This window comes from Mycobacterium sp. JS623 (assembly GCF_000328565.1).
Taxonomy (GTDB): domain Bacteria; phylum Actinomycetota; class Actinomycetes; order Mycobacteriales; family Mycobacteriaceae; genus Mycobacterium.
The window spans coordinates 2,926,191-2,944,519 of the sequence record NC_019966.1; the positions used below are offsets into that span (position 1 = coordinate 2,926,191).

Consider the following 18,329-nt stretch of genomic DNA (forward strand, 5'->3'; position numbering starts at 1 on the left):
TCCTTCGCCTGATTATTGTCGAAAGTATGTTCGAATCGCTGAGCGCCGCCGCCGCGGGCACTTCTGGTGCCGGCGGAGTCGGGGCGTGGGCGCGCGTCGAGAACGCGGCCTGCGCGCGGCGGTTGGCCGCAAGCGCTGACGCCTTGGAGGCGCGGCTCTCGGCGCACGGGTCGGCCGAACGCGACCAGTGGTGCCTCGACAATTGGGATGCGGTGGCCGCTGAGGTGGCCGCAGCGCAGAACGTCTCGCACGGAGTGGCGTCGCATCAACTGCTGGTGGCGATGGCCTTACGGGAGCGGCTGCCGCGCGTCGCTGAGGTTTTCGCCACGGGGGCGATCTCGTATCGGTTGGTGTCGGCGATCGTGTCGCGCACCCGATTGGTACGCGACCTCGACGCCCGGACACAACTAGATGCGGCAATCGCGGCCGAGGTCGCGGGCTGGGGGAGCTTGTCGGTCGCCAAGGCGGAGGCGGAGATAGACGCCTGGGTGGATCGGGTTGATCCAGGCGCGTTGCGGCGCATGGAGAGTAGTTCCCGTGGCCGACACTTGGACATCGTGCCTAGCGACGACGGCAGCGGACTGGACAGTATCGAGGGCAAGCTATACGGCCACCACGGGGCTGCGCTGAAACAACGCCTCCTCGACATGGCCGGCGGCGTGTGCGAGAACGATCCCCGCACGGTTGATCAGCTGCGCTCCGATGCCCTCGGCGCGTTGGGAATGGGCGCGGACCGCCTGGCGTGCGAGTGCGGTGATCCGGCATGCTCGGCGGCCGCCAATGCGGCGCCCAGTGCGCCTGTGGTTCACGTCATCGCCGAGGAGCGCAGCCTGACCGATGACACTCCGGTACAGCTGGACGGCGAAGCACCGCCCCCGTTCGATCCGGATAAGCCGTTGCGGGACAGGACGATTGCCGAAGTGTCGGCGCCCGATCCGCAGACGGGTCCCGCGCACACAAATCCTGCGCTGGTGATCGGTGGCGGAATCATGCCAGCGCCGCTGCTCGCCGCAAAACTCGCGAAAACCGCGACGATTCGGCCGCTGATTCATCCGGGGGAGGCGCCACCGGAGCCGAGGTATGTGCCGTCACGAAAACTGGCCGACTTCGTGCGCTGTCGGGATCTGAGATGTCGCTTCCCCGGATGTGATGAGCCCGCGTACCGCTGCGACTTGGACCACACGATCCCGTATCCCGTGGGGCCGACGTGTGCCTCGAACCTCGGCTGTCTGTGTCGAAAGCACCATCTGCTCAAGACCTACTGGGGGTGGTTGGCGCGACAGTTACCCGACGGCACCTTCATCTGGACTGCGCCCAGTGGGCAGACCTACACGACCTATCCGGGTAGTCGGCTGCACTTCCCCACGCTGTGCAAGCCGACCGCGCCCGTTGCGGCGTCGGTCCGCGTGCCCCGAGCGGCCACCGGCCTGATGATGCCGCGCCGCAAGCGCACTCGGGAATACAACCGGCAACGCAGCATCGAGGCCGAACGCCGACTGAACGACGACCGTGTCCTCGAACGCAACAAACCGCCTCCCTTCTGAGGCGAAGCGGATTACCCGACGAACATTCGGCGGATTTCCTTACTTACAACGCGAGGTCCCGCTCTGGCATGCTGAATGCCATGACCGAGCCGCCTTTCAGTGGCACCGAGAGTGGCAATACGTTTCCGCCGCCGGATCCGAGTTACGTACCGCCTGGCCAATATCCGCCGCCAGGGCAGTACCCTCCCCCGCCAGGGCAATATCCACCGCCCGCGGGGATGTATCCGCCGGCGTACGCGGATCCCGCGGCGCCGTTCGGCCGTCATCCACTGACCGGCGAGCCGCTGTCCGACAAATCGAAGGTCGTCGCTGGCCTATTACAGTTGCTCGGCCTGTTTGGGCTCGTCGGTATCGGCCGCATTTATCTCGGCTACACCGGGCTTGGCATCGCTCAGCTCATCGTCGGCCTAATCACGTGCGGCCTCGGGGCGATCGTCTGGGGCATCATCGACGCGGTCCTGATGCTCACCGACAGGGTCCGCGATCCAGAGGGGCGTCCGCTGCGCGATGGCACCTAGCGCGACCAGTCGGGGACGGCTCTACGGCGCACTCGGCACCGGGGCCGCAGCCGTGGGGGCGCTCGCCTATATCGGCATCGGCGATCCACACCGTTCCGACTTCGCGTTCCCGACCTGCCCGTTCAAGGCGCTGACGGGCTGGAACTGCCCGGGGTGCGGCGGCTTGCGGATGACCCACGACCTCCTGCACGGCGACTTCGCCGCCGCCATCGTCGACAACGTATTCCTCCTTATCGGTCTGCCGATGCTGGCGGCCTGGCTGGTGCTGCGGTGGCGCCGGGGGGGAAAACTGATGCCGACGCCCGCGAGCGTCGTTATTGCCATTGCCGCGATTAGCTGGACGGTGGTACGGAATCTGCCGGGATTCCCGCTGGTCCCGACGCTTATTACCGGGTAGGTCCGCTGCTGCGCTGATACAATCAGCAACCGGGCCGGTGCAGTCCCGGACCAGATTTTCCCGGACTGCGGAGGTGCCCCCTCGATGCTGTATTCGGCATTCCCGAAACCCCAGGGCCTGTATGACCCCGCGAACGAGTCGGACTCCTGTGGCGTCGCCATGGTCACCGACATCCAGGGTCGCCGCTCGCACGGCATCGTCGCCGACGGGCTGATCGCCCTGGAACACCTCGAACACCGCGGCGCGGCCGGCGCAGAACCCAACAGCGGTGACGGCGCAGGCATCCTCATCCAGTTGCCCGTCGCACTCCTCACCGAGGTTGTCGACTTCGAACTTCCCCCTACCGCGCCCGACGGCACCAACGCGTTCGCCGCTGGCATCTGCTTCCTGCCGCAGGACCCCGACGCCCGCGCGGCCGCCACCCAACATGTCGAAGCCATCGCCAAGGACGAAGGCCTGCATGTCCTCGGCTGGCGCACGGTGCCTGTCGATCCCGACGGCGCCGAAGTCGGCGTCACGGCACGAAGCTGCATGCCACACATGGCGCAGTTGTTCGTCTCCGCCCCGCACGGCGATGTCGGGGGCATCGACCTCGACCGCCGGGTGTACCCGCTGCGCAAGCGCGCCGAGCGCAACGGCATGTACTTCCCGTCACTGTCCAGCCGCACCATCGTCTACAAGGGCATGCTCACGACAATGCAGCTGCCCCAATACTTTCCGGATCTGCGCGACGAACGATGCGTCAGTGCGATCGCGATCGTGCACAGCCGTTTTTCCACCAACACGTTCCCGTCGTGGCCGCTGGCCCACCCGTATCGCTTCGTCGCGCACAACGGCGAGATCAACACGGTGCGAGGCAACCGCAATCGCATGCACGCCCGCGAGGCCATGCTGGCCAGCTCGAAAATCCCAGGCGACCTCGGCAGGCTCTCGCCGATCTGCACGCCGGAGGCTTCCGATTCGGCCTCCTTCGACGAGGTGCTCGAACTGCTGCATCTCGGCGGCCGCAGCCTGCCGCACGCCGTGCTGATGATGATCCCCGAGGCGTGGGAGAACAACACCACCATGGACGCCGCCGAACGCGCGTTCTGGCAATTCCACGCGTCACTGATGGAGCCGTGGGACGGCCCCGCCTGCGTGACGTTCACCGACGGCACACTCGTCGGAGCGGTGTTGGACCGCAACGGGTTACGGCCCGGCCGGTGGTGGCGCACCATCGACGACCGCATCATCTTGGCGAGTGAAAGCGGTGTGCTCGACGTGCCGTCCGCGGAGATCGTCGCGAAGGGCCGCCTGCAGCCCGGCAAGATGTTGCTGGTCGACACCGCGCAAGGCCGCATCGTCTCCGACGACGAGATCAAAGAAGACCTGAGCAAGCAGGAATCCTACGGCGAATGGCTGCACGCCGGCCTACTCGACCTCAAGACGCTTCCCGAGCGCCACCGCGTGACGCCCAACCACGAATCGGTGGTGCGCCGCCAGATCTCGTTCGGCTACACCGAAGAAGACCTCCGCATCCTGCTCACCCCGATGGCCGCGTCCGGCGCTGAACCGCTGGGCTCGATGGGCACCGACACCCCGACCGCCGTACTGTCGCAACGGTCCCGGCTGCTCTACGACTACTTCGTCGAACTCTTCGCTCAGGTGACCAACCCTCCGCTGGACGCTATCCGTGAAGAGGTCGTCACGTCCATGGCGCGCGTCATGGGCCCCGAGCAGAACCTGCTCGAACCGACCGCCGCCTCGTGTCGTCAGATCGTATTGCGATGGCCCGTTCTCGACAACGACGAGCTCAACAAGATCGTCCACATCAACGACGATCACGAGCACCCCGGCCTGAGGACCACGGTGCTAAAGGCCCTGTACGAGGTCGAACGCGGCGGTGAAGGTCTCGCCGACGCGCTGGACGAACTGCAGCACCGAGCGTGCGACGCGATCTCCAAAGGTTCACGCACACTGGTCATCTCGGACCGCGACTCCGACCACACGCGGGCGCCGATCCCTTCGCTGCTTGCGGTCTCGGCGGTGCACCACCACCTCGTCCGCACCAAGGAGCGCACCTCGGTTGCGCTCGTGGTGGAAAGCGGTGACGCCCGCGAGGTGCACCACATCGCGATGCTCATCGGTTTCGGCGCTGCCGCAGTCAACCCGTATCTCGCCTTCGAATCCATCGAGGACCTGATCCGCGAAGGCGAACTCACCGGCATCGAGCCGGCCACCGCGGTGCGCAACTACCTCAAGGCGCTCGGCAAGGGCGTGATGAAGGTGATGAGCAAGATGGGCATCTCGACCGTCGCCTCCTACACGGCCGCGCAGGGCTTCGAGGCCGTCGGCATCAGCAAGGACGTCATCGACCAGTACTTCACCGGTACGCCAAGCCAACTCGGCGGCGCGGGTCTCGACGTGCTCGCCGACGAGGTCAAGCTGCGGCACCGCCGCGCCTACCCTGAGAACCCGACCGAGCGGGTGCATCGCCGCCTCGAGGTGGGCGGTGAGTACGCGTTCCGTCGCGAGGGCGAACTGCACCTGTTCACCCCGGAAGTGGTTTTCCTGCTGCAGCATTCGACGCGTACCGGCCGACATGAGGTCTTCCAGCAGTACTCCGACGAGGTGAATCGGCTCTCGAAGGAGGGCGGCACGCTACGGGGGCTGTTCGACTTCAAGAAGCTCAGGCCACCCGTGCCGCTCGAAGAAGTCGAGTCCGTCGAATCGATCTTCACGCGGTTCAACACCGGCGCGATGAGTTACGGCTCCATTTCCGCCGAAGCCCACGAGAACATGGCCATCGCGATGAACAACCTGGGCGGCCGGTCCAACTCCGGTGAGGGCGGGGAAGATGTTGACCGGCTCTATGACCCGAAGCGACGCAGTGCGGTCAAGCAGGTCGCAAGCGGCCGGTTCGGCGTCACCAGCGACTACCTGGTCAACGCCACCGACATTCAGATCAAGATGGCCCAAGGCGCCAAACCCGGTGAGGGCGGCCAGCTTCCGGGCTTCAAGGTGTATCCCAACATCGCCAAGACCCGCCACTCGACACCCGGAGTGGGTCTGATCAGCCCGCCGCCGCACCACGACATCTACTCGATCGAGGACCTGGCTCAGCTGATCCACGACCTCAAGAACGCCAACTCCGACGCGCGTATCCACGTCAAGCTGGTCAGCTCCGTTGGTGTCGGTACCGTCGCCGCGGGGGTGTCCAAGGCGCACGCCGACGTCGTGCTGATCTCGGGCTACGACGGCGGCACCGGTGCGGCGCCGCTGACGAGTCTCAAACATGCGGGCGTGCCGTGGGAGATCGGCCTTGCCGACACCCAGCAGACGCTGGTCCTCAACGGCCTGAGAGACCGCATCACCGTGCAATGTGACGGCGGCATGCGCACCGCGCGCGATGTGATCGTCGCGGCGTTGCTCGGTGCCGAGGAGTACGGTTTCGCCACCGCGCCGCTGGTGGTGTCCGGCTGCATCATGATGCGGGTCTGCCACCTCGATACGTGCCCGGTTGGCGTCGCGACCCAAAACCCGGAACTGCGGGCCAGATTCAATGGCAAGCCGGAGTTCGTCGAGAACTTCTTCCGCTTCATCGCCGAAGACGTCCGGCACTATCTGGCCGAGCTCGGCTTCCGCAGCCTCGACGAGGCCATCGGTCACGCCGAGATGCTCGACACCGCAGAGGGCGTGGCCCACTGGAAGACCAAGGGCCTCGACCTGACGCCGGTGTTCGCCGTGCCCGAAGGGGAGCAGCGCCGCCGCACCAGGGACCAGGACCACGGGCTCGAGCAGGCGTTGGACCGCACCCTGATCCAGCTCGCTGAGGGCGCCCTCGAGGATGCGCACCCCGTCAGGCTCGAGCTGCCCGTGCGCAACGTGAATCGCACCGTCGGCACCCTGCTGGGTTCCGAGGTCACCCGTCGCTACGGTGCGCAGGGGCTGCCGGACAGCACCATCCACGTGACGCTCACCGGATCGGCCGGCCAGTCGATCGGCGCATTCCTGCCGCCCGGTATCACCCTCGAACTCGTCGGCGACGCCAATGACTATGTCGGCAAAGGTCTTTCGGGTGGGCGCATCATTGTCCGGCCGCCCGACGACGTGCTGTTCCTGCCCGAGGACAACGTGATCGCGGGCAACACACTGCTGTTCGGTGCGACCTCCGGCGAGGTTTACCTGCGCGGCCGGGTCGGGGAGCGGTTCGCCGCACGTAACTCCGGCGCACTGACCGTCGTCGAGGGTGTCGGCGACCACGCATGTGAATACATGACCGGCGGTCGAGTCGTCGTGCTCGGCAAGACCGGTCGCAACATGGCGGCGGGCATGTCCGGTGGTATCGCGTTCGTCCTCGGCCTCGACCCCGCGAACGTCAACACCGAGATGGTGGAGTTGCAACGCCTCGAACCCGAGGACCTCACCTGGCTGCACGACGTGATCGCCAGGCACGCCGTTTACACCGGCAGCACCCTGGCCACGTCGATGCTTTCCGACTGGCCAAGGCGCAGCGCTCAATTCACCAAGATCATGCCCACCGATTATCAGCGGGTGCTGCAGGCCACCCGAATGGCCAAGGCCGAGGGCCGCGACGTCGACACCGCGATCATGGAGGCCAGCCGTGGCTGATCCGCATGGGTTCCTCGAAGTAGCCAGGGTGGAGGCGGCCAAGCGGCCGGTCGATGAGCGGGTCGGGGACTGGCGTGAGGTCTACGAACTGCAGGACCCACATGAGCGCGCAGGCGAGGTGTCGCAGCAGGCCCGCCGGTGCATGGACTGCGGAATCCCGTTCTGCCACTCGGGAACCGCGGGCTGCCCGCTGGGCAATTTGATCCCCGAGTGGAACGACCTCGTCAGGCGGGGACGCTGGGATGCGGCCAGCGACCGACTGCACGCCACGAACAACTTCCCCGAGTTCACCGGCCGGCTGTGCCCCGCGCCGTGTGAGGCGGCGTGCGTGCTGTCCATCGCCGAGGAGCAGACCGGTGGCAGCGTGACGATCAAGCGGATCGAGCAGACCATCGCCGACCAGGCCTGGATGGACGGCATCGTCGAACCACAGCCCGCCGCGATTTCGACGGGCAAAAAGGTCGCCATCGTCGGGTCCGGACCCGCGGGTCTGGCTGCCGCACAACAGCTCACGCGGGCGGGCCACGACGTCACGGTCTACGAGCGTGACGACCGCATCGGCGGGCTGATGCGCTACGGCATCCCCGAGTACAAGCTGGAGAAGCGCGCGCTGAACCAGCGGCTGGCTCAAATGCGTGCGGAGGGGACGCGTTTCGTCACCGAGACCGAAGTCGGTGTCGACATCACCGTCGACCAAATCCGAAATCAGTACGACGCCATTGTGCTCGCCGTCGGTGCGCTACGCGGTCGCGACAACGACGTCGAGGGCCGCCACCTTCAGGGCGTGCATCTGGCGATGGAGCACCTCGTGCCCGCGAACAAGGAGTGCGAGGGCGACGGACCGAGCTCGTTGTCCGCCAAGGACAAGCACGTGGTGATCATCGGCGGCGGCGACACCGGTGCCGACTGCCTTGGCACCGCGCACCGGCAGGGCGCCAAGTCGGTCACCCAGTTGGACTACAACCCCGAGCCGCCGGAGTACCGCGACGAATCCCGTTCGCCGTGGCCGATGTGGCCGATCGTGCTGCGCACCCGGCTGTCGCCTGCGCACGCCGAGGGCGGCGCCCGCCACTACGAAGTCGCCGTGCAGCGATTCCTTGGCGACGAGAACGGTCACCTGCGCGCAATGGAGATCGCAGAGGTGAAAGTCGACCGCGACCCGGACGGTCGCAGGCGCATCACGCCGGTTGGTGAGTCCCTTGAGATTCCCTGTGAATTGGCGTTGCTGGCCATCGGCTTCGACGGCGTGGAGCAGATGCCGCTGCTGGACGGTCTTGGCCTGACACTGAACCGGCGCGGGGCTTTGCCGTGTGGGTCGGATTGGCAGACAGCGGCGCCCGGCGTGTTTGTCTGCGGTGACGCTCACCGCGGTGCGTCGCTGATCGTGTGGGCCATCGCCGAGGGTCGCAGCGCCGCGCACGCAGTCGATACATACCTGATGGGTGAGTCGGATCTGCCTGAGCCGGTCAAGCCGGGCGCCCTACCTCTGGCCGTCGTCTGAATCGATTAACGACTATGCTTCTCGGCGTGAATAGACGCGGGAAAATCGTCTGTACGCTCGGTCCGGCCACTGCCACCGACGAGACCTTGACGGCTCTGGTTGAGGCCGGGATGGACGTCGCACGGCTCAACTTCAGCCACGGCGACTACGCCGATCACGAGGCCAACTACAAGCGGGTTCGCGCCGCTTCCGACCTGACTGGGCACGCCGTCGGCATCATGGCCGACCTACAGGGCCCCAAGATCCGCCTTGGTCGATTCAAGGACGGTCCGACCTTCTGGGCCAACGGCGAAACGGTGCGCATCACCGTCGATGACTGCGAAGGCTCCCACGACCGGGTGTCCACCACCTACAAGCGACTGGCCCAGGACGCCACGCCAGGAGACCGGGTGCTCGTCGACGACGGCAACGTGGGCCTCCTCGTTGACACCATCGAGGGCAACGACGTCGTCTGCACCGTCACCGAGGGCGGGCCGGTCAGTAACAACAAGGGCATGTCGCTGCCCGGCATGAATGTGTCCGCCCCCGCGCTGTCGGGCAAGGACATCGACGACCTCGAATTCGCGTTGAAGCTCGGCGTCGACCTCGTCGCGTTGTCGTTCGTCCGCTCGCCCGCAGACATCGAACTCGTGCACGAGATCATGGACCGCGTCGGCAGGCGGGTTCCGGTGATCGCCAAGCTCGAAAAACCGGAAGCCATCGACAATCTCGAGGCGATCGTGCTGGCATTCGACGCGATCATGGTGGCCCGCGGTGACCTCGGCGTCGAACTGCCGCTCGAGGAAGTGCCGCTGGTGCAGAAGCGTGCCATCCAAATGGCAAGGGAGAACGCCAAACCCGTCATCGTCGCCACTCAGATGCTGGAGTCGATGATCGAGAATTCGCGGCCGACCCGCGCCGAAGCGTCCGACGTCGCCAACGCCGTGCTCGACGGCGCGGACGCGGTGATGCTCTCGGGTGAGACGTCGGTCGGCAAGTTCCCGCTCGAAGCCGTCAAGACGATGGCTCGCATCATCCATGCGGTCGAGGAGAATTCGGTGGCCGCACCGCCTCTCGCGCACGTGCCGCGCACCAAGCGCGGCGTCATCTCGTATGCGGCCCGCGATATCGGCGAACGCCTGGACGCCAAGGCACTTGTGGCCTTCACCCAATCCGGCGACACCGTGCGCAGGCTTGCGCGGTTGCACACCCCGCTGCCGGTGCTGGCGTTCACGTCCCTGCCCGAGGTGCGCAGCCAATTGGCGCTGACGTGGGGCACCGAGACGTTCATCGTGCCGCATATCGCCAGTACTGACGGCATGATCCGCCAGGTGGACAAGTCGCTGCTGGAGCTCGGCCGCTACAAGCGCGGCGAGCTGGTGGTCATCGTCGCGGGCGCACCGCCTGGCACAGTAGGCTCCACGAACCTGATCCACGTGCACCGGATCGGGGAGGAAGACGTTTAGCAGGAGGTTTTGAGTGTCGACAGCGGACTTCAAAGAACTGCTGTCGATCCTCGACCTCTCCCGCGAGGACGACGACCTCTTTATCGGTTCGCACCCGAGCAAGAATCCGATCAGGACGTTCGGCGGTCAGATGATGGCCCAGGCCTTCGTCGCCGCCAGCCGCAGCCTCGAACACGAGGTGCCGCCGAGCGCGATGTCGGTGCACTTCATCGCGGGCGGCGATCCCGAGAAGGATCTCGAATTCCGCGTCGTGCGGCTGCGTGACGAGCGCCGCTTCGCCAATCGTCGTGTCGACGTGATGCAGGGCGGCAAGGTGCTGACGACGGCCATGGTCGCGTTCCTCTCTGGCGGCCAAGGGCTCGAGCACGGTGTCGAACCTCCCGTGCTCAACGACCCGGAATCGCTGCTGCCAGTGGATGATCTGCTGCAGGGTTATGAGGACGTCGTGCCGCATTTCGTCGAGGCGCTGCGGCCGATCGACTGGCGTTACACCAACGACCCGACGTGGGTGATGCGCGACAAGGGGGACCGGCTTCCGCATAACCGAGTGTGGATGAGGACGGTCGCCCGGATGCCCGACGATCCGGTCATGCACGCCGCCGCGATGGTGTATTCGTCGGACACCACCGTGCTCGACTCGATCATCACCACGCATGGCCTGTCGTGGGGCTACGACCGCATTTTTGCCGTGACCGCCAACCATTCGGTGTGGTTTCACCGGCCGGTGCGCTTCGACGAATGGGTGCTGTACTCCACGTCCTCGCCGGTGGCGGCGGACTCGCGTGGCCTTGGCACCGGGCATTTTTTCGACCGGTCGGGCCAACTGTTGGCCACCGTGGTCCAGGAAGGCATCGTCAAGTATTTCCCCGGTAAACCCAGGTAGCGGGCGTAACCTTTTGCTGTGAGCGAATCGCACGTCAATTTTGCTCCCCGGTTGCGCGCCCGCGAGCGGGTCGTCGTCCACGTGGATTCGCCCGCCGCGCGCTGGATCAGCGCGCTCGCGGTGCTGTCCATGTTCTGCTGGCTGATCCTGTTGCTTACCCGCGACCACGACCGCGACTGGCATGCCGCGGGCCGGCTGGCGTGGTCGCTGACGCTGCTGTTCGCGGTCGCGTTGATCGCCCGCGGCATCTTCTTGGGCAGGCCGGTGACGGCGGCACACGCCTGGATGGCATTGGCGGCGGTGCTCGTCGGCCTCGGCGCGCATGTACTGGTGTTCGACCTCGGGGGCAACCTGTTGATTGTCGCGGCAGGCGCGCTGTTGATGTGGCCTACCAGCGCCCGGCCGAATCCCACTGACCTGCACCGGGTTTGGGCGCTAGTCGACATGACGACGGCTGACCCGCTCGCGCCGTTCGCGATGCAGGATTTGAAGTGCTATCACTTCAACGCCGACCGGACGGCGGCCATCGCGTACCGCACCCGGATGGGTTACGCGGTGGTCAGCGGCGACCCGATCGGCGACCAATCCCGCTACCCCGAACTCGTTGCCGACTTCGCCGCGATGTGTCACTCCCACGGCTGGCGCATGGTCGTGCTCGGCTGCAGCCAACGGCGGCTGGAACTTTGGGACGATGCGACGGTGCTCGGCCAGTCGCTGCGCGCCGTGCCGATCGGGCGCGACGTCGTCATCGATGTGACGGCGTTCGACATGGTCGGGCGCAAGTACCGCAACCTACGGCAGGCCGTGCATCGCACGCGGAACTTCGGTGTGACCACCGAGGTGGTGTCCGAGCAGGGCCTCGACGACGGCATGCTGGCCGAGCTGACCGAGGTGCTGTTGGCCTCACCCAGCGGGGCGCGCACCGAACGGGGCTTCTCGATGTGCCTCGACGGCGCCCTCGAAGGCCGGTATCCCGGTGTGCAGTTGATCGTCGCCCGCGACAAGCACGGGCGGGTGCAGGGCTTTCACCGGTATGCGACCGCGGGTCAGGGCAGCGAGGTGTCCCTTGACGTGCCATGGCGGCGCCGCGGCGCGCCGAACGGCATCGACGAACGGCTGTCGGTCGACATGATCGCGTGGGCCCGCGACAACGGGGCCCAGCGGCTGTCGCTCGCCTTCGCGGCGTTCCCGGAGATCTTCAACGACAAGCACCGCGGCAAGATCGCGAGTCTGATCTATACGGCGATTCACCTGGGCGACGCGCTGATTGCGCTCGAATCGCTCTACCGCTACCTGCGCAAATTCCATGCGCTCGGCGATCGTCGCCACGTGATGGTGTCGCTGACGCAGATCCTGCCGGTGGCGGCGGTGCTGCTGTCGCTGGAATTCCTGCCGAGGCGGCGACGGCTGCGCTAGCTGTGCCGCGTGACCGTTACCGAGAACTGATTCTCGACGTGTTGACGGAATTGGTCGGCGCACTTCTGGATCGCTTGCTGGTCGGAGCCGGCCTTGGATAGACAGTCGACGTAGTTGGATCCGCCTACATCTTCGAACATGCCGATCCAGATCGGGATGAAGACCAGCGAGACGACGATCGCCAAGAACCCCAACACGATTCCGGCGATCGCGACGCCGCCGTTAGTGGCTTCGCCCCGTTTCACCCGCCCCCGCGCAACGAACCCCATGATGATGGCGCCGACGCCGAGGATGACACCGCCGACCACGGTCCAGCAGAGCACCAAGCCGATGATCGCGACCACCAATGCGGCAATGCCGAGCCCATTGCGGGGACCGACGGGAGCGGCGTACCCCGCGTACGGCTGCGGTGGCGGCGGGGGATAGCCGCCAGGGTACGAACCCCATTGAGGTGGTGGCGGTGGCGGCGGCGGTTCGCTCATGCCGGTGAGGCTACTCGCCGGAGCTGAGATTGAGTACGGGACAGACAACACCGCCGGGCAGGTGGTGGGTGGCGATGACGACGGTGCGGTCGGCAGGGAAAAGCGCGCCGGGGGTGAGGAGTTCGCTCAGCAGCCGGTCGCTGTCGGCGGTGTCGAGATGCTCGGTCGGTTCGTCGAGCAGCACGGTCGGCGCCGTCGAGATCAACGCCCGCGCCAGCAGCAGCCGCCTGCGCTGTCCTGCCGAGACGGCCGCCGCGCCGCCGACGAGCACCGTAGCCAATCCGTTTGGCAGTGCGTCGAGCCAATCACCAAGACCCACCTGCCGCAGCGCATCTCGCAGCTCCTCGTCGGTGGCGTCACCGCGGGCGACAAGCAAGTTGTCGCGCACCGTGGTGGCGAACAGATGCGCGTCTTCGGCGAAAAAGGCTTCCTTCGACGGGTTTTCGGCCATCGTCATCAGCAGTGTGGTCTTGCCGGAACCGCTCGGCCCGGTCACTGCGAGCCGGTCACCTTCTTGGAACGCGACGGGCGTCACTCGCGGCCGCATCCGCATCTCGGCGTCCGGTTCAACGAGGTCGCGCAACCCTCGGGCCGCGAGCCGCGAGCGAGTCAGTTGCACAGCGGCGGCGGGCAACGTGGCGATCGCCTCAAACGCCGCGAGCGGCACCAGCATCAGTATCGCCGCAGTCGTCGGCGCGACCGCGTCGGCGATCCCGATGGCGGCCACGACGGCGCCGAGCACGCTGACGCCGAGTGTCGCAGTTGGTGCGGCAGCGGCCACCGCGGCTGGCCGAGCGGCTCGGTCGGCGGCCCGGCCCCACGCGCGGTGTCGGCGGTCGGCTTCGGAGATGATGTCGTCGAGGCGTCCTGCGACCCGCAGCTCGGGTGCGTGCTCAAGAGCCAGCATGACCGCGATATCGCGGCCTGAATGATGCTGCGCAGCAACATCTTCAGCAGCGGTAGCGGCGCGGGCTGCGAGCCACGGCGCGACAACCCCTGCGATCAATAGACAGACTGCGAGCACGACCGCCGCGGCCAGGGAGATCACCGCGATTGCGGCCACGGCCGCCACAGAGAGCACTGCAGCGACCGCGATCGGCAACACCGCGCGCACCAGCACATCGGAGAGTTCGTCGACCGAGGCGCCGATGCGGGCCACCAATTCACCGCTGTGCAGACGCATCGCGATGTCGGCGGGCGCGTCGGCGAGCCTGCGGTACAGCGTTTCGCGCGTGTCCGCAGCGGCCCGCAGTGCGGTGTCGTGGGCCGCCAATCGCTGGCAATATCCGAGCGCACCGCGCGAGATGCCCAGTGCGCGGACCGCAACCACCGCCACCGAGAGGTCGAGCACGGGCGGCATCTGCCAGGCCCTGGTGATCAACCACGCCGAAACGCCGGTCAGCGCCAGCGCGCTGCCCAGCGACAGCACGCCGAGTGCGACGGCCAGCAGCAACCGGGGCAAGCGGGGGCGCAACAGGTCACGCATCGACCAAGCTCCCCATGCGTAGCACCCGGTCGCCGATCGCCAGCACCGGGTCACGGTGGCCGACAACCAGGACGGCCGCGCCTGCGCGAGCGCGCGCCACGATCTCCCGCAGCACACGGGCTTCCAGCGCAGCGTCCAGGTGCGATGTCGGTTCGTCGAGAAGCAGCACCGACGCCTCCGAACCGAACACCCGCGCCAGGCCGAGTCGTTGGCGTTGGCCAAGTGACAGGCCGACTCCTCCGCGGCCGATCACCGTGTCCAAACCGTCCGGCAATACGGCAAGCACCTGGTCGAAACCCGCAGCCCGGCAGGCCATTTCGAGATCCGCCAGCGGTCCGAACAGCTCGAGGTTGTCGCGGATGCTGCCCGGCACAAGGATGGGACGCTGGGCCAGCCACGCCACCTGCCTCCACCACGCCTGCGGCTGCGACGAATCGAGCCCGAGAATGCTGTGCAATAGCGTGGTCTTTCCGGCACCGTTCGGTCCGGTCAACACCGTGACTACACCCGGTTCGAGTTCGACGTCCAGTGCGGGCGGCGCGGCCGGTCCCGGCTGGGCGGTTTCCAGTAGCTCAAAGGCCTTGTCGGCGGCCACCTTCCCATCCTGCGCCGCATGGAACTCCATGCCGACGCGGCGCAGCGGCCAGAACACCTCCGGCGCCAGCAGCAGCGCGGTCAGACCTGCGGCCAGCGTCATATCGCCGAACACCAGACGCAGGCCCACCCCGACCGCGACGAGCGCGACGCCGAGCGTGGCCAACAGCTCCAGCACGAGTGCTGACAGGAACGCGATGCGCAGCGTGGACATCGCCGATCGGCGGTGGGCCGCACCGAGTTCGGCGATCCGCTGCGCGGAGTCGCCCACTCGGCCCAATGCGCGCAGCGTGGGGATGCCCGCCACCAGATCGAGCAGCCGCGACTGCAGTGTGGTCATCGCGGCAAGCGACGCCGCGGAGCGATCGCGGGTGAGCAATCCGATGAGCACCATGAATATCGGAATGAGGGGCAACGCGACAACGACGATGGCCGCGGACCGCCAGTCATAGAGCGCGATGACCACCACTGCAGCCGGGGTGAGGATGGCTGCGAGGAACAGCGACGGCAGATATGACGTGAAATACGGCCGCAGTCCGTCCAGCCCCCTGGTGATCAGCGCGGCGGCGGATTCACGCTGAGCGGCGAGCTGCCGCGGTGGCAGTTGGGCGACCTTGCGCAGCACCTCGCCTGCCAGTTCGCCGATCACCGCCGTCGCGCCCCGCTGAGACAGGCGGCCCTGCAGCCAGTGCGCGCCCGTGCGGATCACCCACAGCGCCACCAGGATCCACAGTGGGCCGGCCCAATGCGCCACAGTACGCGATTGCGGGTCGGTGATGACGCCCGCGACGATGTGCGCCAGCAGCACGGCCGAGGCGATGGTGGCGCCGCTGATCACCGCACCGCAGACCACCGACGCGGCCAGGAAGCGCCGCATCGCGGTGGAAACCTGCAGTAGGTTCAGGTCGATCGCCTCGCCAGTCCGATGGATGCGGGTATCGCGTCGGCGGTCATCCGACGGCGGAACACCCAGTACGTCCAGCCCTGACAGATCATCACCAGCGGGAGCAACGTCAGCGACGCCCACGACATGATCTTCAGCGTGTAGGCCGTCGAGGACCCGTTGTAGATCGTCACGCTCCACTGCGGGTTGAGCGTGGACGGCAACAAGTTTGGATACATCGAGCCGAACACCAGCACGGCCACCGCCACGATCACCACCACCATCGACACGAACGCCCACCCCTCGTGGCGGCGAGCCCACACCAGTGCGGCGGCAATCAACAGTGCGCCGACCGCGACGGCCAAAGGTAGCCAGGTCCATGCCTTGCCGTGCGCGAGCTGCGTCCACAGTCCGAAGCCACCGGCCAACACGATCACCGGTCCCGACAGCACGCGCGCGAATCGGAATGCGTCGTCGTGCACCGGGCCCGCCGTTTTCAAAGCGATGAAAACGGCGCCATAGAAGGCGAACAGTGACGCGGTCGCGAGCCCGCCAAGCAGTGTGTACGCGTTGAGCACGTCGCCGATCGACAGGTCTACCCGGTGATCGGCACCAATTGGCAAGCCGCGCAGCAGGATTGCGAAGGCGACGCCCCACAGGATCGCAGGCACCCATGACCCGATCGCGATGCCCGCGTCAGCCCGCGCCCGCCAGACGGGATCGTCGATCTTGCCCCGCCATTCGATGCCGACGATGCGCAGGATCATCGCGAACAGGATCGCCAGCAGCGGCAGGTAAAGGGCGGAGAACATCGTCGCGTACCAGTTGGGGAATGCCGCGAACATCGATGCGCCCGCGGTGATCAGCCACACCTCGTTGGCATCCCAGACGGGCCCGATGGTGTTCAGCACTGCGCGCCTGCGGGTTTCGGGTTCTCCGCCGCCCGCCGCGCCGAGTGGGGCGATCAGCATGCCGACCCCGAAGTCGAAGCCCTCGAGCACGAGGAAGCCGAGGAACAGCGCCGCGATGATGAAGAACCAGAGTTCCTGAAGTCCCACGATTTCCTCCTCTCAGTACGCGAACGACAGGGGAGCCACGTCGTCGGAGTCCGGCGGCGCGGGCGGGGCGGGTTCGGAGTCGTGCTCGAGCGGACCCTCGACCACGTACCGGCGCATCAGCCAGAACCAGATCACCGCCAGTACGCCGTACAACAGCGTGAAGACGGCAAGCGAGAAGAACACCGTCCCCGGCGCATGGTCGGACACGCCCTGTTGCACCATCAAGCGCACCATCTGATCGCCGGTCGGATTCGGCGCCACCACCCATGGCTGTCGGCCCATTTCGGTGAACACCCATCCGGATGAGTTGGCAAGGAACGGCGTCGGAATCGTCAATAGCGCGAACCAGCCGAACCAGCGCCGGTCGGGAATCCGTCCGCGCCGAGTCAGCCACAGGGCGAGCAACGCGAAAGCCACTGGGACTGCCATCAATCCGATCATGGCGCGAAACGCCCAGTACGTGACGAACAGGTTGGGCCGGTAGTCGCCGGGCCCGAACTTCTCGGTGTAGGACTGCTGAAGGTCCTTGACGCCCTGCAGGGTGACGCCCTCGAATTTGCTTTCGGCGAGGAACGGCAGCACGTACGGCACCTCGATGACGTGGGTGACGCTGTCGCAGTTGTTGTGCGTGCCGATCGTGAGGAATGAGAAGTCCGGGTCGGTTTCGGTGTGGCACAACGATTCCGCCGAAGCCATCTTCATCGGCTGCTGGACGAACATCAGCTTGCCCTGGACGTCGCCAGTGAAGAACAACCCGCCCGCAGCGACCAGCGCGACGAGGCTGCCTGCGATCGTCGCGGGCCGATACATGGTTCGTGCATCGGCGGCATCCTCAGGGCGCTTACGCGAGCGGACCATCAGCCACGCCGAAACCCCGGCGACGAACGCGCCTGCCGTCAACAACGACCCGGCGATCGCGTGTAGGGACGCCCAGATCGCGGTGTTGTTTGTCAGAAGCGCGCCGAAGTCGACCAGTTCGGCACGACCGGTTTCGGTATTGAATCGGGCGCCCACCGGATGCTGCATGAACGAGTTTGCCGCGATGATGAAATACGCCGAGGCGTTGACCGCGATCGCGACGATCCAGATGCACGCGAGATGCACCAGGCGCGGCAGCCGGCTCCAGCCGAAGATCCACAGCCCGATGAACGTGGACTCGAAGAAGAACGCCATCAGGCCCTCGAAGGCCAGTGGCGCGCCGAAGATGTCACCGACGAAGCGGGAGTACTCGCTCCAGTTCATCCCGAACTGGAATTCCTGCACTATCCCCGTCGCCACGCCCATCGCGAAGTTGATCAGGAACAGCTTCCCGAAGAACCGGGTCAGCCGGTACCACCCCGTGTTGCCGGTGATCACCCACGCGGTCTGCATCGCCGCGATGAGCGGAGCCAGTCCGATCGTGAGCGGGACGAAGATGAAGTGGTAGACGGTGGTGATTCCGAACTGCCACCGTGAAACGTCCAGGGCATCCATGTGCCACTCCCAGGCCGAGGATCAATCTACGACAGATT

General features: G+C 66.4%; 13 protein-coding genes. 8 read left to right on the forward strand and 5 right to left on the reverse strand.

Annotated features, from left to right (window positions below; genetic code table 11):
- Nucleotides 1–26: 26 nt before the first annotated feature.
- The 8 genes from MYCSM_RS14375 (at nucleotide 27) to MYCSM_RS14410 (ending at nucleotide 12,315) form a co-directional block, all read left to right on the forward strand.
- Nucleotides 27–1,544: an HNH endonuclease signature motif containing protein gene (locus MYCSM_RS14375; RefSeq protein ID WP_041312078.1), complete on the forward strand. Its 1,518-nt coding sequence runs from the start codon at nucleotides 27–29 to the stop codon at nucleotides 1,542–1,544.
- 80 nt (nucleotides 1,545–1,624) lie between these two features.
- On the forward strand, nucleotides 1,625–2,062 hold the full coding sequence (locus tag MYCSM_RS14380; protein WP_041314045.1) for an NINE protein: 438 nt from the start codon (nucleotides 1,625–1,627) through the stop codon (nucleotides 2,060–2,062).
- On the forward strand, nucleotides 2,052–2,459 hold the full coding sequence (locus tag MYCSM_RS14385; protein WP_015306892.1) for a DUF2752 domain-containing protein: 408 nt from the start codon (nucleotides 2,052–2,054) through the stop codon (nucleotides 2,457–2,459). The genes MYCSM_RS14380 and MYCSM_RS14385 overlap by 11 nt, the downstream gene beginning before the upstream one ends.
- A gap of 84 nt (nucleotides 2,460–2,543) precedes the next feature.
- Complete coding sequence (gene gltB / locus MYCSM_RS14390; RefSeq protein ID WP_015306893.1) at nucleotides 2,544–7,070, forward strand: glutamate synthase large subunit; 4,527 nt, start codon at nucleotides 2,544–2,546, stop codon at nucleotides 7,068–7,070.
- Entirely contained in the window at nucleotides 7,063–8,571 is a 1,509-nt protein-coding gene (locus tag MYCSM_RS14395) for a glutamate synthase subunit beta (RefSeq protein ID WP_015306894.1), read from the forward strand. The genes gltB and MYCSM_RS14395 overlap by 8 nt, the downstream gene beginning before the upstream one ends.
- A gap of 26 nt (nucleotides 8,572–8,597) precedes the next feature.
- Nucleotides 8,598–10,016: a pyruvate kinase gene (gene pyk / locus MYCSM_RS14400; protein WP_041314048.1), complete on the forward strand. Its 1,419-nt coding sequence runs from the start codon at nucleotides 8,598–8,600 to the stop codon at nucleotides 10,014–10,016.
- A gap of 13 nt (nucleotides 10,017–10,029) precedes the next feature.
- Nucleotides 10,030–10,899, forward strand: coding sequence for an acyl-CoA thioesterase II (locus tag MYCSM_RS14405; RefSeq protein ID WP_015306896.1), 870 nt, complete (start codon nucleotides 10,030–10,032; stop codon nucleotides 10,897–10,899).
- Nucleotides 10,900–10,917: 18 nt separating this feature from the next.
- Complete coding sequence (locus MYCSM_RS14410; protein ID WP_015306897.1) at nucleotides 10,918–12,315, forward strand: bifunctional lysylphosphatidylglycerol flippase/synthetase MprF; 1,398 nt, start codon at nucleotides 10,918–10,920, stop codon at nucleotides 12,313–12,315.
- Here MYCSM_RS14410 and MYCSM_RS14415 read toward each other — a convergent pair.
- Genes MYCSM_RS14415 through MYCSM_RS14435 form a run of 5 tightly spaced genes read right to left on the reverse strand, consistent with a single transcriptional unit; the run spans nucleotide 12,312 to nucleotide 18,291 of the window.
- Nucleotides 12,312–12,797: a DUF4190 domain-containing protein gene (locus MYCSM_RS14415; protein WP_015306898.1), complete on the reverse strand. Its 486-nt coding sequence runs from the start codon at nucleotides 12,795–12,797 to the stop codon at nucleotides 12,312–12,314. The genes MYCSM_RS14410 and MYCSM_RS14415 overlap by 4 nt on opposite strands.
- Before the next feature lie 10 nt (nucleotides 12,798–12,807).
- Nucleotides 12,808–14,283, reverse strand: coding sequence for an ATP-binding cassette domain-containing protein (locus MYCSM_RS14420; protein ID WP_015306899.1), 1,476 nt, complete (start codon nucleotides 14,281–14,283; stop codon nucleotides 12,808–12,810).
- A complete protein-coding gene (locus tag MYCSM_RS14425; protein ID WP_015306900.1) occupies nucleotides 14,276–15,754 on the reverse strand; it encodes an ABC transporter ATP-binding protein/permease in 1,479 nt (492 codons plus the stop codon). Before MYCSM_RS14425 ends, MYCSM_RS14420 begins: the two co-directional genes overlap by 8 nt.
- A 23-nt stretch (nucleotides 15,755–15,777) precedes the next feature.
- Entirely contained in the window at nucleotides 15,778–16,818 is a 1,041-nt protein-coding gene (gene cydB / locus MYCSM_RS14430; protein ID WP_015306901.1) for a cytochrome d ubiquinol oxidase subunit II, read from the reverse strand.
- Nucleotides 16,819–16,830: 12 nt separating this feature from the next.
- Nucleotides 16,831–18,291 (reverse strand): cytochrome ubiquinol oxidase subunit I, encoded by a 1,461-nt coding sequence (locus MYCSM_RS14435; RefSeq protein ID WP_015306902.1) that lies wholly within the window; start codon nucleotides 18,289–18,291, stop codon nucleotides 16,831–16,833.
- Between the last annotated feature and the right edge of the window lie 38 nt (nucleotides 18,292–18,329).